Below are 20,120 nucleotides of genomic sequence, written 5' to 3'. Positions count from 1 at the left end.
CCAATGTTAAAAGTCCAATATTCTATGTTAAAAAGTAGTTTATTATATAAGATCATCAATGGCATCTGGGATATGTGCTTCATCTGGAAGACCGAAATGCGCAATGTGTTTCGCGATGAGGGTGTTCTCATCTTCTGCATCCTGGTGCCATTAGGCTATCCGCTGCTCTACTCATGGATTTACAACAACGAGGTAGTGCGCGAGGTGGACACAGCTATTGTCGACCTGAGCCACAGCCATACCTCGCGGGAGTTTATTCGCGAATATGATGCTACGCCCGATGCCAAGGCCACCTACTATTGCAACAGTCTGGACGAGGCGAAGCAACTGGTACAAAAACAAGCCGTTCACGGCATTCTCTATATCCCGTCCGATTTCGACACCCGTCTCAACCGTGGCGAACAGGCCCACGTAAGTGTTTATACCGACATGAGTCTGATGCTTACCTACAAGGCCATCTACCAATCAGCTCTTGCTGTGGCGAGCCACATCAATTCGGGCATTCAGATTACACAGGCAGGCGGCTTTACGGATCGAGACGATGAGATAACCACCGAACCACTTGCTTTTGATGAAGTACCTATATTCAACACCACCATGGGATATGGCAATGCCATCTTGCCTGCGGTATTGATTCTTATCCTGCAACAAACCATGCTGTTGGGCATCGGAATGGCAGCAGGAACATCCAGAGAACTGAACCGAAACCGCGAGTTAATCCCAGTAAGCAAGCATTACGGCGGCATCTACCGCATTGTATTCGGCAAGGCGTTGGTTTATTTTATGGTTTATGCCGTGATGGGAATGTATCTGGCATTGGTGGTACCCAAGTTGTTTGGCTTCGTCAGCATGGTGACATGGACCACCATTCTCGGTTTCCTCTTGCCCTACATCTTGTCTTGCGTCTTCTTCGGTCTGATGCTTTCGTGCTTGGTAAGATACCGCGAGAATGTGATGCTCTTAGTAGTATTCACCTCAGTACCCTTGCTCTTTATGACCGGTGTTTCATGGCCCTTGAGCAATATGCCCTCCTTCTGGCAGGGCTTCTCCTGGGTATTCCCATCCACATTCGGCATCAGGGGATTTCTCAGAATCAGCAGCATGGGCGCCTCGCTTGCAGATATTCTCCCCGAGTTCCGTGCTCTTTGGATACAGACAGCTGTCTATTTCTTTGCCACTTGCTTGGTATTCCGCCAGCAGTTGCGCTCAGCCAGACTCAAGGCCCATCTTACTGCAGAAGTGACAGAAGAAGAGGATGAAGAAGAAACAGAACACAAATAAAAAAGTTAGGAATGTTTGTCTACATTCCTAACTTTTTTATTATAGATATATTTCTTCTTATTTTGTTCCTACTATCTTGGTAGGAGCCTGTTCCTTGTTTCTGCGATTAACTACCGTCACCACACTCTGTGCCAAACTCAGGAAGGCCTGCCCCGTAATGGTATCCACCTTGGTGGCAGCAGGAGCTCCGTCGTCACCACCCTCGCAGATACCCTGCACGATAGGAATCTGTGCGAGCAAAGGCACATTCATCTCCTTTGCAAGATTCTTGCAGCCTTCCTTGCCGAAGATGTAGTACTTGTTCTCGGGCAGTTCGGCAGGAGTGAAGTAAGCCATGTTCTCTACCAGTCCCAAGATAGGCACATTCACCTTGTCGTTCTGATACATGTCTATTCCCTTTCGTGCATCAGCCAAAGCCACTTGCTGCGGTGTGCTCACAATAATAGCTCCCGTGATGGCCAGTGTCTGAAGCAGCGTGAGGTGAATATCGCTGGTTCCTGGAGGAGTGTCGAGGATAAAGTAGTCCAAATCGGCCCAGTCGGCATCAGCTATCAACTGCTTCAATGCCGAGCAAGCCATACCGCCACGCCAAAGGGTAGCTGTGGTAGGGCTTACGAAGAAACCGATGCTGAGCAGTTTGACACCATATTTCTCGATAGGTTCGATGAGGTCGCGTCCCTCCTTGTGTACCGAGTAAGGACGTGCATCCTCCACACCAAACATCTTGGGCATAGAAGGACCGAAGATATCGGTATCGAGCAGACCCACCTTATAGCCCAACTTCGCCAAGGCGATGGCGAGATTGGCAGAAACTGTACTCTTACCCACACCACCTTTACCCGAGCTTACGGCGATGATGTTCTTTACCTGTGGCAGCATCTTTCCCACCTCAGGACGTGGAGCCGACTTGAACTCGGTAACGATCTCCACCTCTACGTCCTTCGATATATGATAATGTATGGCAGCCTCGGCAGCCTTTACCGTACTCTTCAGGAATGGATCGGTATCACGAGGAAACTCCAATATCACCTTCACCTTCATTCCGTCGATGGCAGGCTGATCTGCCACCATTCCGCTTTCCACCAAGTTCTTCTTGGTGCCAGGATACACCACTGTTGCCAGGGCGTCCATAATCAACTTAGGATATAATGTCATTTCTTTCTCTGTATTTTTGCTGCAAAATTACGCATTAAATCACGAATAAGCAAATAAAAACTAAATTATTGCAGTTAATGACCAGAGAATGACGGATATTTCCCGGTTTTGTGTAACTTTGCAAGAATGAAACGCAAAATACAAACCATAACAACCCTCATCATAGCCGCCATCACCCTGTGCGGCACACCCCTCAAGACTCAGGCAGCCGAGGCTGCCCGACAAGTATTCTGGACTGACGGCAATTCGCAGGTCAGTTATTCTGTCAATGCCAAGACTTCCGACGTGGTGAAGATAGCCCTGCAGCTCTTCGCCCACGACATGCAGACCATTACTGGCAGGGCTGCCAAGGAGAAAGCCAATGCACCCCTGCAGATATTCCAGATGGACCAGCTCAGCAACAAGGAGTTCGCCATACTCGAGAAGTACAATCTCCCCATCCATCACTTCATCACCAAGAAGGAATCCTTCTATATAGCCACCCGCAACGGCAAGCTCATTGTGGTGGGAAGCGATGCCCGCGGCACAGCCTACGGCATATTGGAACTCTCGCGCATGGCAGGCGTATCGCCATGGACCGACTGGAATGACTCCAAGCCCCATAAGCAGAGCACCATAGGCACACAGCAGGGATACGAGAGTCTGCAGATACCTGATACCGAGTATCGTGGACTTGCCCTCAACTCCTCACGATGGATGAGCAGCCGGAACTTCAGCAGCATCGCCCGCCTGATGTTGCGACTGCGTGCCAACACCCTGTGGCAGGAGAGCTCCCATCACGAAGTACTCTACGACAAGGCTGTCACAGACAGTTTCGACATCATCATAGGCTCAGGGCACAAGGTGCTGCAGGCACAGGGCAAGAAGCACAAAAAGCACAAACACACCATCAGCGACATCAAAATACTGTGGAGCAACCCCCAGCTGTGGCTGAGAAGCAGCGCCCCCGGCGTCATCGTGCAGGAAATGAGCACGAAACACGAAGCCTGCATCGCCAATGTGTACGACCCCAAGAGTGCGGCCTATCAGCTGCAGCTCGTCATGGACATGGCATGGAACCGCAAGAGTGTTTCCGCCTCCACCCTCACCAAGCATCTTCAGTCATGGCTCTCATCTCAACTGGGCAGCAACCTGGGCCGTCATCTCCTGCCCATCATGAAGGAGTACTACAGACTCACCTCCATCCGCCAGCCCGAATACATGATTATGCCATTCGGCAACATGGAGTTCCACTCCGGCGAGTTTGGCAACGAACTGGAACGTTACCTCTATGCCTACGACCAGCTCAAGGCCAAGGTGACTGGCATAGAGCGCTCTGTGCCCAATGAGTTGAGCGATACCTATTTCCAGTTGGTGAAATACCCCGTCTTCTCGGCAGCCCTCATTGCCGAAAAGGAGTTGGAGGCACAGGAAGCACGCCATATTGCCCGCCCGGGCCTGTTCGACAAGGACGATGAAGCCAAGGCGGCAGCAGCCCTCAGCCTTGACGCCTATCAGCAGCTCAAGACTTTGGTGCAGCACTACTGCAGCATAGGGAAAGGAAAATGGCGCAACATCATCGACCCCAACGACGGAGCCTTACAGATGCCACAGTTGCCGGGCCGTCTGAGCAACGAGCAAATAAGTCAATACAAGCAGGAAGCCTTTGACCGCGAGACCGACTTGCGCCCTCTGCGTGCCATGAGCAACGACATCATCGCCAAGAATGCATACGAATGGAACAGCACATCGGGCAAACAGCCCGCCACGCTCCTTCCCCTGTCGGGCCATAGCAACCAGTGTGTCCTGTTGCCCAAGGAGTCGACCCTCCACTACACCTTCAGCATTCTGAAGGGAGGCGACGCCCGCTTCACCCTTGCTTCTCTGCCCGACTATGCGGGCAACAAAGGCAACCAGCAGGTAAGCATCCGCATCGACCAGGGCGAACCTGTAGTCATATCGCTGCACGATGACTACAACTCTTCTTTATGGAAGAGCGACATCTGGCGCGGACAGACCTTGAAGAGCATCTTTATCACTCTCGAGAAGGGCGACCATACCATTGACATCACCGCTCTCGACGACTCCGTAATCCTCGACCAATGGGTTCTCGACTTTGATGTCGACCGTGAGTATTATGCCATACCGACAGTCAACAAGATGTAAGTGCTCGGGATAAGAAATTTCTCGCCGAGTTCGTTTACATTATGTCTTTCGGTATTTTAACTGTCTAATTCGGTCGTTGAGCGTAGACAACTTGCTTATCAGTTCCTCAAAAGAAGGCACCAGCCCGAAAATCATGTGCTCACACATGAACTTGTAGTCATCTTGCCATAGTCTTGCAATTTCCTCGTTGGGCACGATACATAATGTGGCAGGATAAAGCTCATCATAGTTGAATCCTTTAAGTCCGATGAACTTTCTGCGATGTTCAAGTACCGCCTTATACAGGGCTTCGTTGTGGATTGCACGGTCAGCAATTTTGTTTTCAGAATCCATCATCATTGCCAAATCATATATATGGCGAGACATACGCTCCACTCTGACCTCGTTCTTCCTGAACTCTTCATGCAGCAGAAATACCTTTTCAAGGAAAGTACGCTCTGGAATGACAGCGTTCACCTCGAAAGGCTTTTCTGCAAATGGTGCTTTGCTGAAAAGGGTGTCAACAGCAGCGTTTATAGCCTTTTTCTCAATCGGCTCCATCATCGACCTGCCGCTGATTTCTATCTTTACCGTATTCTTTATATATGGCGATACTTCATACAAACTATGATAGGTTATAGTTATCACCTCTGGGTCAGTTGTTGTAACAGGTGTGATGACAACATCCACGGAAAAAGCATCAGCCCGTATGCCCAAATTCATTAAAGCTTTCTGCACATCGTACTGCATCTTCTCCCTTACGAAAGAACAGGCTGCGCGACGCAGCCTGTCGCTGATTTGAGTCTTCGACAATTCACCGCCAAAGCCAAGGAATTCTCTGCTGAGTGCAATATCCACGTCTTCGGAGAATCTGGCTATCAAGTTCCAGCATTTGCTGAGACTTGTACCTCCTTTGAAAGCAATGTATTCTGCATATAGCAAAGTATGAAGGGCTTTCAAAACCTGCGTTACCCACCAGTCCTTTTCGATACTTGACGGCGGCAATCCAGTCTGCAATGCCACGGTATTGATAGCTTCACGTTGTCTTTCTTCTGGTATGTCTATGAATTTCATCGTGCAATTAGTATTTTGCGCACCCATGCAGGGGCAAGTTTTATATCATGGTTGAAATCGTTGTCGTTTACATTCTTTGCGTGCTCGACAAGCACGTTGCGTTCCTCGTCGGTTATTTTGTTCTCACCTATGGTGCGCATGGCTGTTACAACAAGCATCATCAGCTCTGATTTATAGGCGAAGTTCTTGCCCGAAGAAGAATGCTTGAACAGGATGCCGCGCCCGTTTCCGATCTTTATCCTACGTGGTGCGCCGTTGGTAAGGAACACGACATTCATGGGCATCTGCGTGGACAATCCGAGACGATTCAAGGCATATGCTCCCATCGGTACAATCTTCGCCTTGTCTCGTTTGGCTATAGCCTGGGCAATATCTTCAACAGACGGATAGATGAAGCCAAGTCCATATTCCTTGTCCTCTTTGGGGTAATAATAGATGCCATGAGCCAACCGCACCAACATTCCGTCGGTATACATACGATGGAATGTTGACTTTACGGCTGATGGTGTTCCGCAGTCTGCATAGTCTTGCTGGAAGACTATCAAACCACGTCCTTTTCCTCTAAGCCTCATTTCTATCTTATTTACAGTGCTTTGGCTTGATGTTTGTACCATATTTTTGAAACCTTTTTATTATATTTTTGGTTCTTATTCATCTGCAAAGATATGGTATTTTTTTCTAAACACCAACGTTTTTATTGAATATCCGCTTTTGAAACGCTATTTTGGCAAACTCGCAATAGGTCAGTCTATCAATTTCACCAGTTCACATTTCATCTCATTGTCGATTTCACCGTAACGTGCAAAGGCTCGCCTGCCATCTGTGTGTCCCGAAAGCTCCGTAAACCTCGACCAATGGGTTCTCGACTTTGATGTCGACCGTGAGTATTATGCCATACCGACAGTCAACAAGATGTAAGTGCCGGCACGTCTGCAACTTTTGTAACTTCCCCATTAGCGGAAATTACAAAAGTTGAGTAAGAATTTTATCAGAAAGAGAAGAAGAGGAGAAGGCTATTTGCCTGTTTCCTTGGGTGTGCGCTTGTCACGACGATAGCTGCGATAGTCGTCGAGAGGAATCTCCTTGTCGGGCTCCACCAGTTCGCCCTGACGTGGCAACTCAAACTTCATGTACTTGATGTTGAGTCCGCGCTCTATCCACATACTCTCATAGTAAGTCTGGATGGAGAGAATCTTGCGTGTCACGTCGTCGATGCCCTCATGATGATAGAGGTCTTCGGTACGGAAGAGCACAGGCAGATGATTCTCTTGCACCATATAAGTGGTATAGGTGAAGAGGAAATTGGAATCGGTCTTGAGATGGATGATGCCGCCATCCACGAGGAAGTGGCGATAACGGTTCATGAAATAAGTGGAGGTAAGGCGCTTGCGAGGATTCTTCATCTGTGGATCGCTGAAGGTAAGCCATATCTCCTGCACCTCGTCCTGGACGAAGAAGCGGTCGATGATCTCAATGTTGGTACGCAGGAAAGCCACGTTCTTCTGTCCTTCCTCAATGGCTTTCTTGGCTCCAGTCCACATACGGGCGCCCTTGATGTCTACTCCGATGAAGTTCATCTCGGGATAGAGTTTGGCAAGTTCTACGGTATATTCGCCCTTACCACATCCCAACTCGAGAACGATGGGATTGTCGTTGTGGAAATACATCTCACGCCATTTGCCCTTCATCTCGAAAGGCACGTCGTCTACCACACTATAAGGGTACTGGAAGACATTCTCGAATGCCTCCATGTCTGCAAACTTTGCTAATTTTCCTTTGCTCATGTATCTGTCTTTGTTGTTTTTGCGTGCAAAGTTACAGATTTTTTATGAAAAAAGGGCACTCTTGCCAGACTTATCTGACATGAGTGCCCTTAACTTTTGAACTTTCGGAATGTTATTCGATAACAACTGTGGTCCAGCCATGCTTGTCCTCGATGGTGCCATACTGAATACCACGGAGGGTGTCGTACAGGTGCTTGGAGATAGGACCAGGTTTATCGCCAAAGTTATAGCGCTTGCCAGTATCGAGGTCGTCGATATAGCTGATAGGACTGATTACCGCAGCAGTTCCGCAGGCACCAGCCTCCTCGAATGTATCGAGCTCGTCCTCAGGAATCTGACGGCGCTCCACCTTCATACCGAGGTCTTCAGCCAACTGCATCAAGCTCTTGTTGGTGATAGATGGGAGGATAGATGTACTCTTAGGTGTCACGTAGGTATTGTTCTTAATGCCAAAGAAGTTGGCAGCACCACACTCGTCCATGTACTTCTTCTCCTTGGCATCGAGATAGAACTCGCATGCATAGCCCTTCTCGTGAGCAATATTGTTGGCTCTGAGAGAAGCTGCATAGTTGCCACCCACCTTATATATACCTGTTCCGAGAGGAGCAGAGCGGTCGAAATCACGAATGATGACGTAAGGGTTGGTAGAGAAACCACCCTTGAAGTAAGGACCTACAGGAGTGACGAAAATGAGGAAGCAATACTCTGTGGCAGGATGAACACCCACCTGTGCGCTGGTACCGATGAGGAGCGGACGGATATAGAGTGTAGCACCACTCTCATAGGTAGGAATCCACTCCTGGTTGAGTCGAACCACCTTCTTTACCATTTCCTCAAACATCTCAGTAGGCACCTCAGGCATCATAATGCCACGGCATGTACTCTGCAAGCGAGCAGCATTCTCATCCATACGGAATACGCGCACCTTGCCGTCAGGACAGCGATAAGCCTTCAGGCCTTCGAATGCTTCCTGTCCATAGTGAAGGCAGGTAGCAGCCATGTGCAGTTTGAGATACTCATCAGAGCAAACTTCTATTTCGCCCCATTTTCCGTTGCGATAGTAGCAGCGAACATTGTAATCGGTCTGGCGATAGCCAAACGACAGATTAGACCAATCCAAGTCTTTCATAACATTTACTTTTTTAATGTTCTACTTATATTTAGCTGCAAAAGTACAAAATAATCCGTTAATCTGCAACTTTTTTGTCTAATATTTAGTAAAATAGTCAGCTTATTGAAGTTTCGCATGTCAAGGAGTTATCTTTTTGAGGAGTTAAGAAGTTAAGGAGTTATCGCTCCCTTCGGTCGCTGAGGAGTTAAGACAACAGCTTTTGTGAACTTGAAATTAAACATTGCCCTTCAAAGCATTTGTCTTAACTCCTTTAACTCCTTAACTCCTTAACTCCTTAACTCCTTTAACTTCACCCTATTCTTCACTCAGCAACTTTTTGATTTCCTCGTCCGTCTTAGTGAGTTTATCCTTGCAGAGTTTCACCAAAACCTTGGCACGCTTCAGTTGTTCGGACAGTTGGTCGATGTCCAACTCATCGCGCTCCATCTTGTCCACGATCTCCTCCAGTTCGCAGACCGCTTTTTCGTATTTCATTTCATTGTTTTCCATTGTTTGTATGTTTTAATGTTACTATTCCACTTTCGACTTGACGGTGCCTTCGGCGAATCTCGTAATGATAACGTCACCAGATGTCAACAGCGAAGCCGAGCGAATACTCTTGCCGTTTTTCAGCGTGATACTGTATCCGCGCTTCAAGAGCAGTTCCGGGTCCTGCGACCTGATGCGCTGTTCCAGCATCTGCAGGCGATGACTCTCACTCATCATCTTCCTTTCGAGGACAGGCTGCACATTCTGCGAGAGAATCTCCAACTTACGTTGCGCATCAGCCACCTTAGACAGCACTTGCTGCGAGAGACGGTTCATCAGGCGGTCGATATATGCTCCCTGGCGGGTCTTCACCAAAGAGAACTGCACAGGAATACTTTTGTTCAGACGGTCAAGCCGCATCTTCTCCACTTGCAAGCGGTGCTTCACGTTTTGCACAATCGTTTCCTGCGCCTCCATCACCCTGACATACACATCCGTGAGGTGCTGAACCAGAAAGGCGGCAGCAGCCGTCGGCGTCTTCACCTTCCGGAAGGAGATCATGTCGAGAACACTCTCGTCTCGCTCATGTCCTATACCTGTGATTATCGGCAAGGGGAAGTTGGCCACATTCTCTGCCAATGCAAGGGTGTCGAACCCAGAGAGATCGCTGGTAGCACCACCGCCACGGATGATGACCACACAATCCCAATCCTCATATTCGGCATCAATACGGTTGAGGGCAGCGATGACACTTTGCTCTACGCCCTCGCCCTGCATAGTGGCAGCAAAAAGGCCCGTCTTGAACTGCAAGCCATAATCGTTGCCGGCAAGTTGATTGCAGAAATCGCCATAACCGGCAGCCGTGGCACTCGACACTACCGCAATGCGCTGGCAGAACATCGGGAGAGCCAGTTCCTTCTGCAAATCGAAGACACCTTCTTCTTTCAGCGTCCGGATGATTTCCTGTCGCTTGCGAGCCATATCTCCCATCGTATAGTTGGGGTCTATGTCGTCGACGATCCATGAGAAGCCATAGTTCTCGTGGAACTGGGCATGCACCTTGAGAAGGACCTTCATTCCGGCATGAAGCCTTTGTCCTGTCACCTGCTCAAACTGCGGGCGTATGCTTATCCAGCGGTTACGCCAGCAGGCAGCATGAGCCTTGGCTATGGGTGTATTGGAGCGTTCTTCCTTCTCTATCAGTTCCATGTAGCAATGACCTCCATACCCCTCGCGCACCTCCGACAGTTCCGCCTCTACCCAATAACTGTCGGGCAGAGTCATCGAAAGTGCATCACGAACCATCGAGTTCAATTCATAGAGAGATAATCTTTGCTTCATACTCTTATATTTTTGGCACTGAATTATTTTTATCTCCGTGCCTACTTCATCGCTTTCCCTGTCAGGTAAGCTTTCCAGAAGTCGGGCACACCATATCCATAGATATTATCGGGATGCTGCTGATTATTGCCTGCCAACCTGACGAGTTTGATGATCTGTCGGGCAGACTTGTGCGGGAAAGCCTGCCACAGGCAAGCCACCATGCCAGCCACGAGGGGCGAGGAGAAAGACGTGCCATTGTCGTTGATAATGCTTCCACGTCCTGTTATGACAGAAGTAGGACTTCCCATCGCCATCACATCGGGCTTGATGCGACCGTCGGCAGTAGGACCGACAGCACTGAAGGGAGCATTGACACCTTGCGGATTGACACTGCCCACAGTGATAATATCCTTGGCATCGGCAGGAAAGTTGATGCGTTTCCAGGTTCCCATACCGTCATTGCCAGCCGAATTGACGCAGACAATACCTTTGTCTGCCAACATAGAGGCAGTATGCGAGATGAGCGCCGTCTGTCCGTCCTGCTCGGCATAACGATGACTCGTAGAGGCATCATCGAAATCATGATATCCCAAAGAAGAATTGATGACGTCTACCCCCACACTGTCGGCATATTCGGCAGCCTCGGCCCAGTAGTCTTCCTCGGCAAGACTCTCCGTACGCTCGTCCTCGCAGCGCACCAAGAGATAGGAGGCCTCGGGAGCCACACCTACATAATAATTCGGCGCATTGGCAGCCATGACAGAAAGCACCATCGTGCCGTGCTCCATCTCTGAGAAGATATTATCAGAGGGAGGAACCACGAAATCCTTCAGTCCAGCCAGCCGGATGCCATGAAAAGCCGGAATCTTGTCGACATTCATAAAGCCCCCATCGAAGACGGCTATCATCATGCCCTTGCCACGAAACCCACTGTCGTGCAGTCGCTTGCCACCCAAAGACGAAATCTGCGCATCGGCCGAACCATAAGCCTCGTCATTGCTCTCCCAGGGACTCAGTTCCTTACGGAAGGAAGTACGTTTGCGCTGACTCACCGAGTCGGGCGAGGAAAAGACCTTCACCTTGCGCGTAATGAAGGGCAGTTCCTGCAGTCGCCTGAGCTGCTTCTCCTTATGAACACGCACCAGCAGGGTGTTGTTCCACTTGCTCCTCCCCACAATCTCCACCCCGGCTTGGCTCACAGCCTCCACATAGGCAGGAGCCACAGGCAGATCGGTAAGGTCGACAGCCAGCTTCTGTCGCTTGCGTCTTTCGATCGAGCGTGAAGAGAGAAACTCCTCAGGTCTGTCGATCGAGAAGGGGTTATGTTCGAGGTCTTTGTCCTGCAGATAGATGCGGTACATCAAGCACTTGCCACCGGGGAAAGACACCAGGTTGGTGTCAGCTATGCGGGCAGGAGCCAGAATGCCCCATGCCACCAGCAGGAATATAAGTACAGCTTGTTTCATTTGCTTCGAAAAAGGATTTAGTCACAAGATGCAAAAGTAAGTTTTTCTTGCGACATAGCCAAACGAAAAGTCATATTTTTGTCCATTTGTCATCATCGAGGCAACTTTTTCGGACAGAACGGACAAGGTATCAATATTTTTTTGTAATTTTGCAACATGGAAAATAAGCAAGCAACATTAGAATTAGGCACCAAGCCTGTGGGTAAATTGCTTATACAATATGCCCTTCCCGCCATGATAGCGATGACGGCAGCCTCGCTCTACAACATCGTAGACCGCGTGTTTATCGGTCAGGGAGTAGGAGCCATGGCCATCTCCGGTCTTGCCATCACCTTCCCCTTTATGAACCTCACGGCAGCCTTTGGAGCCGGTGTCGGCGTGGGAGCCTCAACAGCCATCAGTGTGAAACTGGGCCAGAAAGACTACGCCACAGCCCAGAACATATTAGGCAACACGATATCGCTTAATCTCATCATCGGTATCGGACTGAGTATCATCTGTCTGCTCTTCCTCGACCCCATCCTTCGGTTCTTCGGAGCCAGCGACCAGACGCTGATCTATGCTCACGAGTATATGGTCATCATCCTGTTGGGCAACGTGGTGAGCCACATGTACTTTGGCATGAATGCCCTGCTCCGAGCAGCGAGCAAGCCACGGCAAGCCATGTATGCCACCATCTTCACGGTGGTGATGAACGTGATACTGGATGCCCTCTTCATCATCGTCTTCAAATGGGGAATACAGGGAGCCGCCATTGCCACCATCCTGTCGCAGCTGATGGCGCTGTGCTGGCAATTCAAACTCTTCAGCAACAAGAGCGAGCTGCTCCACTTCAAGAAAGGCATCTACAAACTGAAGCGCAAACTCGTAGACAACATTCTCGCCATAGGCATCTCGCCCTTCCTGATGAACGTGTGCGCCTGCATCATCGTCATCTTCATCAACAACCAGCTGGTGCGGTTCGGAGGCGACCTCTCCGTGGGAGCCTACGGAATAGCCAATGGTATTGCGATGGTGTTCATCATGTTCGTGCTCGGCGTCAACCAAGGCATGCAACCTATCGCCGGTTACAACTATGGCGCGCAGAAGATAGACCGACTGATGCGCGTGCTGAACCTCAGCATCCTTGCAGCCACAGCCATCATGGTGACGGGCTGGCTGATAGCCATGTTCCTACCCTATTATTGCGCACGACTGTTTACTACAGACAAGACGCTGATAGACTTGGGCATCAAGGCCATCAGAGTGGTGATGGTCTGCTTCCCGGTCATCGGATTCCAGATGGTCATCACCAATTTCTTCCAGTGCATCGGAAAGGTAAAGATCAGCATCTTCCTCTCCCTGTCGAGACAGTTGCTCATCCTCCTGCCGCTTCTGGCATTCCTGCCGATAATATGGGATATCGACGGCGTATGGTACAGTATGCCTGTCTCCGATTTCTCGGCTGCAGTCATTGCCGGAGTCGTGTTGATGAGATACATGAACAAGCTGAAGAGAATGCACAAGGAGAACGAGAAGTTAAGAAGTCAAGGAGTTAAAGAAGTTAAGGAGTTAAGGAGTTAAGACAAATGCCTTGGAGGGCAATGTTTAATCTCAAGTCCACAAAAGCTGTTGTCTTAACTCCTCAGCGACCGAAGGGAGCGATAACTCCTTAACTCCTTAACTCCAGAACTTACTAAAGTTCAATTCAATAAATATACATTCTACAAAAAATAATACCTTATGACTAAGATAATTATAAACGTGGGCCGACAGATAGGCAGTGGCGGACACATCATCGCAGAGAAGTTGGCAAAGGATTTCGGTTGCAAGTGCTACGACCGTGAGCTGCTCAACCTGGCAGCCAAGGAGAGCGGATTCTCCGAGAAATTCTTCGAGCAGAACGATGAGCAGAAGGGATTCTTCAAGTCTCTCTTCCACACCCATCTGCCTTTCCTGAGCGACAACAATTTCTATCACAACGACTTCTCGCAGGAAGGACTGTACAAGTTTCAGAGCGATGCCATCAAGAAGGCAGCCGACGAGGGCAACTGCGTTTTCGTAGGCCGTACTGCCGACTATGTGCTGCGCGATTACAAGAACGTGATCAACATCTTCATCACCGCCAACATCGACGACCGCATCAAGGCCGTGTGCAAGCGAAAGAATATCGACAGAGCCGCCGCCCGCAAGTTCATCGAGAACCACGAGGAGCAGCGTGCCTCCTACTACGATTACTATACAGGCAAGAAGTGGGGGCACAGCGAGAGCTACGACCTCTGCATCAACAGCAGCCATCTGGGAATAGAAGAGACAGAGAAGTTTATCGCAGAATTTATCAGAAAAAAGTTCGGAGTTAGTGATTAATCATTAGTGATTAGTGATTAAATTTAGGGACATAAAACATTAAACATCATATAAATGAAGAAGATTATGCTTTTGGGCTCAGGCGAACTGGGCAAGGAGTTTACCATCGCCGCAAAGCGCGCAGGACAATACGTCATCGCTTGCGACAAGTATGACAATGCACCAGCCATGCAAGTAGCCGACGAGCGAGAAGTGTTCTCGATGCTCGATGGCGACGCATTGACCGCAGTGGTAGAGAAACATCGTCCAGACATCATCGTGCCCGAGATTGAAGCCATCCGCACCGAGCGACTCTTCGACTTCGAGAAAGAGGGCATTCAGGTTGTGCCTTCAGCACGCGCCGTCAACTACACCATGAACCGCCGTGCCATCCGCGACCTGGCAGCCAAGGAACTGGGACTGCGCACAGCCAAGTATTTCTATGCCAAGACCTTCGAGGAGTTTAAGAACGCAGCCGACGAGATCGGCTTCCCATGCGTAGTGAAGCCACTGATGAGTTCCAGCGGTCACGGACAAAGCTATGTTCACAACGACGACGAGCTGGTAGAAGCATACAAGGAAGCCATGGAGGAAGGCCGTGGCGACGTCAAGGAAGTAATCATCGAAGAATTCATCGACTTCGATTCTGAGTTCACACTCCTCACCGTCACACAGAAAGACGGCCCTACCCTCTTCTGCCCACCTATCGGCCACGTACAGAAAGGCGGCGATTATCGTGAGAGTTGGCAACCTTTCCAGCTTCCGGAGGAAGCCCTGAAGAAGGCCCAGCACATAGCAGCCGAAGTCACCAAGGCCCTTACCGGTGCCGGACTTTGGGGCGTAGAGTTCTTCCTGAGCAAACAGGGCGAAGTCATCTTCTCTGAGTTGAGTCCACGTCCACACGATACAGGTATGGTAACCCTGGGTCACACCACCAACCTGAGCGAGTTCGAGCTTCACTTCCGTGCCGTCATGGGCTTGCCTATCGCCGGCATCCATCTCGAGCACATCGGCTGTTCAGCCGTCATCCTCTCACCCGAAGAGAGCACCGAGCCATTGCACTACAACCTCATAGATGCCCTGAAGGAAGACCACACCCGCATCCGCATCTTCGGCAAGCCAGAGGCTCACGTAGGCCGCCGCATGGGAGTCGTTCTCTGCTACGGCGAGAAGGGCGACGACCTGAATGCCCTGCGCGACAAGGCAAAACGTCTGGCTAAGACCGTACTCGGCACAGACCCATACATGAAGAAATAAGACATGAAAGAATTAGGAAGAATCATCACATTACCCAAGATATTCGACCCAAGAGGCAACCTGACAGTGGCAGAGGGAGAGACAAACATTCCCTTTGCCATTGCCCGTGCCTACTGGACCTACGACGTTCCGGGCGGAGAAAGCCGTGGGGGCCATGCCCACAAGGAATGTCAGGAATTCATCATTGCAGCCAACGGTTCCTTCTCCGTCACGCTCGATGACGGAGAGCAGAAGAAGACCTATCATCTCAACCATCCTTGGGAAGGCCTGTTCGTAGATGTCAATATCTGGCGGACACTGGATGATTTCTCTTCCGGCTCCCTTTGCCTGGTACTTGCCTCCCACAAGTTTGAAGAAGAAGACTACATTCGCGAATACGATGAATACCTCAGATTCATCAATACGAAAAACAGTCTTTCCCACTCAACTACAGAGAACAAATCATTCAAGAAACATGTTTGAGATAAAGAGATACAGCGAAGCAGACAAGGAAGTTTGGAATGTTCATGTAGAACAGGCACGCAATGCCACCTTCCTTCTCAACCGCTCCTACATGGACTATCACAGCGACCGCTTTCATGACCATTCGCTCATGATATTCCGCAACGGCAAGCTCTACGCTCTGCTTCCCGCCAATGAAGCCGGAGATACATTCTTTTCTCATCAGGGGCTCACCTATGCAGGACTGCTCACTACCGAACATGCCTCTGCAGAAGACATCTGTCAGGTATTCGTTGCCATCAACACCTACCTGAAGCAGGCAGGTTTCCGAAAATGTATCTACAAACCTATTCCCTGGATTTACCAGCAACAGCCAGCCGAAGAAGACCTCTACGCCCTCTTCAAGGAATGCCATGCGCAAATCTGCGTCAGGAACATAGCGGCAGTCATCGACATGAAGCATCCGCCTAAATGGTACAACATCAGGAAGTCGGGTGCAAGGAAAGCCCAGGAAAAGGGAATCCACATAGAAGAAAGCGAGGATTACGCAACCTTCTGGAGCATCTTAACCGAAAACCTGATGAACACCTATCATGCCCATCCCGTTCATACCCTGCAAGAGATGCTCAGATTGAAAGCATCTTTCCCAGACAACATCAAGTTGTATGTTGCCCGAGCAGAAACAGGCAAGATGTTAGGCGGAACCGTTTTATACATCAGCAGGAAAGTGGTCCACACGCAGTACATCTCCGCATCAGAAGAAGGAAAGCAGTCGCATGCACTCGACGCATTGTTTCAGGATCTCATTAAAATAAGGTATAAGGACTGCAAATATTTCGATTTCGGAACATCCAATGAAGAAGGAGGAAAGGTGCTCAATGCCAGCCTCATCTATCAGAAAGAAGGTTTCGGAGGAAGAGGCGTGGTTTACGACACCTACGAATGGGAATTATAATCTGCACGACAAGAACCATAAAAAAGGAGTCAATCATGTTGACTCCTTTTATTTTATAACACCTTACTCATATACGGAAGTTGAGTAACATTTCTTCAAAATCGAAAATGACTAATGACTAAATCTTGCAAAAGGTCATCAAAAGTCGAAAATGACAAAAATGACTTTGACAAAAATGACTAATGACTAAATACAAAAATTCAGGCTCACCCCTTATGGAGCGAGCCTGATTGAATTAGATTTTCCTGTCACGTTTCACCAGAGTTGCTTGTCACCTCTGCTGTCAAGTCGCCCTTCGTGAGGCGGAAGGTGCGGCCCTGGGCAATGGCTGCAAGCATTTGGGGAAGCAGGGCAAGAGTGGCAAATGCGAAGAGGAGTCCTACGGCGAAAAGGACACTGCTGTCGATTATTCCTAATGGAGGGCTCAGGAATCCACCTACGAGAAGAAGGATGGAAAGAATGAGCGAGACATAGAATGTTTTCATCAATCTAAGTATTTATCAAGAAAGATTTATTTTTGTCAAGAAGATTTTTGTCTTTGTCAAGAATTTGAGAAACAACGTTCGGCGTCCGAAGGGGAAGCCAATTTAAGAATTTTTCTCTGATTCCTATCCGCTACGCGCGGTGAACGTTAATTCTCTGTTTCTCAAATTCTTGACTAAAAATACTCTTGACTAAAAATTATTCTCCGTCACCAGTACCGCCGCCTTCGGTCTGAGAGCCGCCGCCACCCTGGGTGTTGTCGGTGTTACCGCCAGTCTGAGAGCCGCCGCCAGTCTGAGAACCGCCGCCTTCGGTAGTGCCGCCAGTAGATGGAGAGGCAGGCTTGCTGATGTCTACGTTGTCCTTGCCCTGCTTGATGGCCTTGATGACGGCAGCCTGTGCGTCACGGGATGCAACGAGGTTGAACTCTGCGTCGTCACGGAGTGACTTGAACTCTGCGCCTGGCTCCCAGATCACCTTCACGCCAGTGATGTTCTGAGCATTGAAGGCGTTGGGGTCCTCCACACCCTTGCTGGAAAGAGAAACGGAGAAGTCACCGAGGTCGCCGAGGCGGATCTTCTTGCCCTCAAGCAACTGCTCTCGCATACAGTCGACGGTGAGGTAGAGGATGGCCGCGATGTCTGCCCTGCTGTACACGCTGCCGTGGCTTGAGATGTGGCGGGAGAACTTGTCGATGTTCATCACTCCGGTGTACTGTGCGACGGCGAAGGCGTTCTGCTTCTCGGTCTTCACGAGTGCGAGGTCGGCTGGCTGCGGTGTCTTGCCCTCCTTCTTTGCCTGGTTGATGCGTGACTTTGCCTGGTTGATTTCAATGAGGTTTGCGTTCACGCTGCGCTTTACGATGCTGTAATTAATCATAGTTCTGTAGGTTTTAGAAATGATAGTTTAATACTTTGTCAGCTGCCCGATAATGCCACCTTTTGGGTCTTAATAGATGACCGGCGCCTGTCGTCTATTGTGACCGCCATTGGTCGTAATAGATGCCTCCTGAGAGGCTCCCTGAGCACTTTCATTGGTTGACGCTGCAAAGAAAATGCAAACGAGCGCAATGAAAGCTTGCTTTCAAATTGCCGAGTGCTGCTTTTCTTCTGCAAAGATAATACATTTTTCGGCTGTTTGTTCATTTGTAGAATGACTTGTTAAGCAAAACAGGGCAAAAAGGGCAAGAAACAGTGCTGTAAGTTGCTGTGTATGTGTTGAATACGCAAACCTTGAATTTTGGTGTATAAACATCAGCTTTATATAAGCGAGCAACTTATTTTTTTAGTCATTAGTCATTAGTCATTTTCGACTTTGGGAGAGTTAGGCAACCCAATGCCAAGCGGAATCCACAGACAGGCAGCTACTTATTGACAAACTTGCAGCCTCGGCTGATGACGATGCCTCGCGTGGAGCGAGGAACAGACTGCCCACGGAGATTGTAAGACGAACGGGAAGACAAGGAGGAAGAGGCAGGAACAGAGAGGGAAGAAACGGATGTCGTCGTGAGACGACAGTCGTATTCTATCTGCTGTGTATCGAGGATATAATCGCTCACAATGACGGGCTTATGTAGAAGTGTGCCATCGGCGGCAGATGACAAAGAGGCGGGAATCGTGACTTCGAGACTCTCGCCAGGCAACAATCCACGAAGAGACTCTCCTGAACGTACCATGCCTATGGCAAAGTAGGCGTCACGATAGAGTGGAGCCACGCCCTTATTGGTCACAGTGAGGCATGTCTGAACGCCATCAGTCTGACATCTCGTCACCTCGAAATGATAGCCCGAAGCCATGCTGCACTCCTTGAAGCGCGAGGGGTTGTTGTAGTCGTTCTTGCCACCCGGATTGTTGTTGGCTATCATAAAGGTGATGTGATATTTGGCAGCCTGTTCCTCCCAAGTGTGCCCGTACATACCAGCAGGATTGGTGAACCCAGACTGGTCGTTCTTGGTGTAATAGCTCACCTCGCCACCGCAGACTCCTGTCTGCCAGTGCTCTTCGAAGCCCATGTTCAGCCAACACTGCTCGTTGTAGCCGTCGCCGGAGCTCAGCTCGTGGTTCTGGTGCATGAACGAGTCGTCGAACAGCCCGAAACGCAACGCTCTCAGCTCGGCATCGCTGCGGAAGGGGGCATACTTGGTGCTGGCAGCATCGATGCTGATGGCCCAAGGAATGGGCATCACACTGGCAAGGTGGAGGAAGAACTCCTTCTGGTATTCCTTGGTCGGGAAATTCTTGCCCAACTGAATATTGGTATTGCTGCCGTCGTAAATGTGATACTCCGACCAATGGCCGAAACCTACCTCGATGAAGGCGATGCGGGGATCGGAGGCATAACGGGCTGCGAAATCGGCATAAAACTGCTTGGTGAAACGCTTCAGCTCGGCATTGCTCCAGTCGGCATAGTAGCAGGCCCCGTCGCCAGTATGGCTGAAGGTTTCGTGGTAGTCGCTCCTTGCCTTGATATAGGCTGGCACGGCTGTGGTTCCTTCGTTGCCGTCGACCATTGTCTCGCCGGGATACTCATAGAAGAAGCGTAGCACTGCCTGATGACTGCGCCCCTTGATGTCATCGAGCAGGGTTTCGAGATAGCTCCAGTCATAATGTACGGTTCCGTCATCATCGCATCCCGTCACCACCCGGCACGGAGGCAGATAGGCGAACTCCATGGCATGGCTCTGCCCATAAGTGGTATAGAGGCGATGGGCAAGGTCTTCCCAGAGCACGAGTCCCGTCATGGGCTGCACATGGGTTATCTGCGACTGCAGGGGCACGTCGTGCCACCCTGCCGACATCATTCTGAGACTTGCCAGCAGGACAAGGAGAGTCAAAAAAAATCTGTTCATTGCT

Annotated in this window: 18 protein-coding genes; 7 read left to right on the top strand and 11 right to left on the bottom strand. The window is 49.8% G+C overall.

Translation table 11 applies throughout. The features are described from left to right. Positions 1-24: 24 nt before the first annotated feature. A complete protein-coding gene (locus tag P3T48_RS03060; protein ID WP_276505591.1) occupies positions 25-1,281 on the top strand; it encodes an ABC transporter permease in 1,257 nt (418 codons plus the stop codon). A gap of 57 nt (positions 1,282-1,338) precedes the next feature. Here the strand turns inward: P3T48_RS03060 and P3T48_RS03055 are convergent, their stop codons facing one another. After that, positions 1,339-2,436: an Mrp/NBP35 family ATP-binding protein gene (locus P3T48_RS03055; RefSeq protein ID WP_276505590.1), complete on the bottom strand. Its 1,098-nt coding sequence runs from the start codon at positions 2,434-2,436 to the stop codon at positions 1,339-1,341. A gap of 126 nt (positions 2,437-2,562) precedes the next feature. Here P3T48_RS03055 and P3T48_RS03050 point away from each other — a divergent pair, with 126 nt between their 5' ends. Then, the gene (locus tag P3T48_RS03050) at positions 2,563-4,581 is read left to right on the top strand and encodes a glycosyl hydrolase 115 family protein (protein WP_276505589.1); all 2,019 of its coding nucleotides are present in this window, start codon (positions 2,563-2,565) and stop codon (positions 4,579-4,581) included. Positions 4,582-4,620: 39 nt separating this feature from the next. Here the strand turns inward: P3T48_RS03050 and P3T48_RS03045 are convergent, their stop codons facing one another. The 7 genes from P3T48_RS03045 to P3T48_RS03015 form a co-directional block, all read right to left on the bottom strand. Further along, on the bottom strand, positions 4,621-5,634 hold the full coding sequence (locus tag P3T48_RS03045) for a nucleotidyl transferase AbiEii/AbiGii toxin family protein (RefSeq protein ID WP_276505588.1): 1,014 nt from the start codon (positions 5,632-5,634) through the stop codon (positions 4,621-4,623). Next, the gene (locus P3T48_RS03040; protein WP_276505587.1) at positions 5,631-6,248 is read right to left on the bottom strand and encodes a DUF6088 family protein; all 618 of its coding nucleotides are present in this window, start codon (positions 6,246-6,248) and stop codon (positions 5,631-5,633) included. Before P3T48_RS03040 ends, P3T48_RS03045 begins: the two co-directional genes overlap by 4 nt. A 399-nt stretch (positions 6,249-6,647) precedes the next feature. Further along, positions 6,648-7,418: a tRNA (guanosine(46)-N7)-methyltransferase TrmB gene (trmB, locus tag P3T48_RS03035; RefSeq protein WP_022252602.1), complete on the bottom strand. Its 771-nt coding sequence runs from the start codon at positions 7,416-7,418 to the stop codon at positions 6,648-6,650. 112 nt (positions 7,419-7,530) lie between these two features. Next, positions 7,531-8,547, bottom strand: a complete 1,017-nt coding sequence (locus P3T48_RS03030; RefSeq protein WP_217758537.1) for a branched-chain amino acid aminotransferase — start codon at positions 8,545-8,547, stop codon at positions 7,531-7,533. Positions 8,548-8,844: 297 nt separating this feature from the next. Further along, positions 8,845-9,039 (bottom strand): exodeoxyribonuclease VII small subunit, encoded by a 195-nt coding sequence (gene xseB, locus P3T48_RS03025; protein WP_276505586.1) that lies wholly within the window; start codon positions 9,037-9,039, stop codon positions 8,845-8,847. A 21-nt stretch (positions 9,040-9,060) separates the two neighbouring features. Then, positions 9,061-10,359 (bottom strand): exodeoxyribonuclease VII large subunit, encoded by a 1,299-nt coding sequence (gene xseA / locus P3T48_RS03020; protein ID WP_276505585.1) that lies wholly within the window; start codon positions 10,357-10,359, stop codon positions 9,061-9,063. Positions 10,360-10,400: 41 nt separating this feature from the next. Beyond that, complete coding sequence (locus P3T48_RS03015; RefSeq protein ID WP_276505584.1) at positions 10,401-11,807, bottom strand: S8 family peptidase; 1,407 nt, start codon at positions 11,805-11,807, stop codon at positions 10,401-10,403. Positions 11,808-11,963: 156 nt separating this feature from the next. Between P3T48_RS03015 and P3T48_RS03010 the strand changes: the two genes are divergently transcribed. The 5 genes from P3T48_RS03010 to P3T48_RS02990 all read left to right on the top strand — a co-directional run bounded on the left by P3T48_RS03010 (position 11,964) and on the right by P3T48_RS02990 (position 16,785). Beyond that, positions 11,964-13,370 (top strand): MATE family efflux transporter, encoded by a 1,407-nt coding sequence (locus P3T48_RS03010; RefSeq protein ID WP_276505583.1) that lies wholly within the window; start codon positions 11,964-11,966, stop codon positions 13,368-13,370. Positions 13,371-13,529: 159 nt separating this feature from the next. Next, positions 13,530-14,153, top strand: coding sequence for a cytidylate kinase-like family protein (locus tag P3T48_RS03005; protein ID WP_276505582.1), 624 nt, complete (start codon positions 13,530-13,532; stop codon positions 14,151-14,153). 54 nt (positions 14,154-14,207) lie between these two features. Next, positions 14,208-15,389, top strand: coding sequence for a formate-dependent phosphoribosylglycinamide formyltransferase (gene purT / locus P3T48_RS03000; RefSeq protein ID WP_276505581.1), 1,182 nt, complete (start codon positions 14,208-14,210; stop codon positions 15,387-15,389). A gap of 3 nt (positions 15,390-15,392) precedes the next feature. Next, on the top strand, positions 15,393-15,851 hold the full coding sequence (locus tag P3T48_RS02995) for a sugar 3,4-ketoisomerase (RefSeq protein WP_276505580.1): 459 nt from the start codon (positions 15,393-15,395) through the stop codon (positions 15,849-15,851). Continuing rightward, positions 15,844-16,785, top strand: coding sequence for a GNAT family N-acetyltransferase (locus P3T48_RS02990; RefSeq protein ID WP_276505579.1), 942 nt, complete (start codon positions 15,844-15,846; stop codon positions 16,783-16,785). Before P3T48_RS02995 ends, P3T48_RS02990 begins: the two co-directional genes overlap by 8 nt. A 248-nt stretch (positions 16,786-17,033) precedes the next feature. Here P3T48_RS02990 and P3T48_RS02985 read toward each other — a convergent pair whose 3' ends face one another. The 3 genes from P3T48_RS02985 to P3T48_RS02975 form a co-directional block, all read right to left on the bottom strand. After that, positions 17,034-17,270: a hypothetical protein gene (locus P3T48_RS02985; protein ID WP_276505578.1), complete on the bottom strand. Its 237-nt coding sequence runs from the start codon at positions 17,268-17,270 to the stop codon at positions 17,034-17,036. Between the two features lie 196 nt (positions 17,271-17,466). Continuing rightward, positions 17,467-18,147: an HU family DNA-binding protein gene (locus tag P3T48_RS02980; protein WP_276505577.1), complete on the bottom strand. Its 681-nt coding sequence runs from the start codon at positions 18,145-18,147 to the stop codon at positions 17,467-17,469. Positions 18,148-18,631: 484 nt separating this feature from the next. Further along, positions 18,632-20,116, bottom strand: a complete 1,485-nt coding sequence (locus P3T48_RS02975; RefSeq protein WP_276505576.1) for a DUF4832 domain-containing protein — start codon at positions 20,114-20,116, stop codon at positions 18,632-18,634. Positions 20,117-20,120 lie beyond the last annotated feature (4 nt).

This window comes from Segatella intestinalis, assembly GCF_029348455.1.
Taxonomy (GTDB): Bacteria; Bacteroidota; Bacteroidia; order Bacteroidales; family Bacteroidaceae; genus Prevotella.
The sequence above is the reverse complement of the archived record's forward strand: the minus strand, read 5'-3'. Positions and strand labels throughout refer to the sequence as shown.

Excerpts from the sequence above, each read along its gene's own strand:
- P3T48_RS03060 (WP_276505591.1), top strand. The coding sequence starts at position 25 with ATGTTAAAAAGTAGTTTATTATATAAGATCATCAATGGCATCTGGGAT.
- P3T48_RS03055 (WP_276505590.1), bottom strand. The coding sequence starts at position 2,436 with ATGACATTATATCCTAAGTTGATTATGGACGCCCTGGCAACAGTGGTG.
- P3T48_RS03050 (WP_276505589.1), top strand. The coding sequence starts at position 2,563 with ATGAAACGCAAAATACAAACCATAACAACCCTCATCATAGCCGCCATC.
- P3T48_RS03045 (WP_276505588.1), bottom strand. The coding sequence starts at position 5,634 with ATGAAATTCATAGACATACCAGAAGAAAGACAACGTGAAGCTATCAAT.
- P3T48_RS03040 (WP_276505587.1), bottom strand. The coding sequence starts at position 6,248 with ATGGTACAAACATCAAGCCAAAGCACTGTAAATAAGATAGAAATGAGG.
- trmB (WP_022252602.1), bottom strand. The coding sequence starts at position 7,418 with ATGAGCAAAGGAAAATTAGCAAAGTTTGCAGACATGGAGGCATTCGAG.
- P3T48_RS03030 (WP_217758537.1), bottom strand. The coding sequence starts at position 8,547 with ATGAAAGACTTGGATTGGTCTAATCTGTCGTTTGGCTATCGCCAGACC.
- xseB (WP_276505586.1), bottom strand. The coding sequence starts at position 9,039 with ATGGAAAACAATGAAATGAAATACGAAAAAGCGGTCTGCGAACTGGAG.
- xseA (WP_276505585.1), bottom strand. The coding sequence starts at position 10,359 with ATGAAGCAAAGATTATCTCTCTATGAATTGAACTCGATGGTTCGTGAT.
- P3T48_RS03015 (WP_276505584.1), bottom strand. The coding sequence starts at position 11,807 with ATGAAACAAGCTGTACTTATATTCCTGCTGGTGGCATGGGGCATTCTG.
- P3T48_RS03010 (WP_276505583.1), top strand. The coding sequence starts at position 11,964 with ATGGAAAATAAGCAAGCAACATTAGAATTAGGCACCAAGCCTGTGGGT.
- P3T48_RS03005 (WP_276505582.1), top strand. The coding sequence starts at position 13,530 with ATGACTAAGATAATTATAAACGTGGGCCGACAGATAGGCAGTGGCGGA.
- purT (WP_276505581.1), top strand. The coding sequence starts at position 14,208 with ATGAAGAAGATTATGCTTTTGGGCTCAGGCGAACTGGGCAAGGAGTTT.
- P3T48_RS02995 (WP_276505580.1), top strand. The coding sequence starts at position 15,393 with ATGAAAGAATTAGGAAGAATCATCACATTACCCAAGATATTCGACCCA.
- P3T48_RS02990 (WP_276505579.1), top strand. The coding sequence starts at position 15,844 with ATGTTTGAGATAAAGAGATACAGCGAAGCAGACAAGGAAGTTTGGAAT.
- P3T48_RS02985 (WP_276505578.1), bottom strand. The coding sequence starts at position 17,270 with ATGAAAACATTCTATGTCTCGCTCATTCTTTCCATCCTTCTTCTCGTA.
- P3T48_RS02980 (WP_276505577.1), bottom strand. The coding sequence starts at position 18,147 with ATGATTAATTACAGCATCGTAAAGCGCAGCGTGAACGCAAACCTCATT.
- P3T48_RS02975 (WP_276505576.1), bottom strand. The coding sequence starts at position 20,116 with ATGAACAGATTTTTTTTGACTCTCCTTGTCCTGCTGGCAAGTCTCAGA.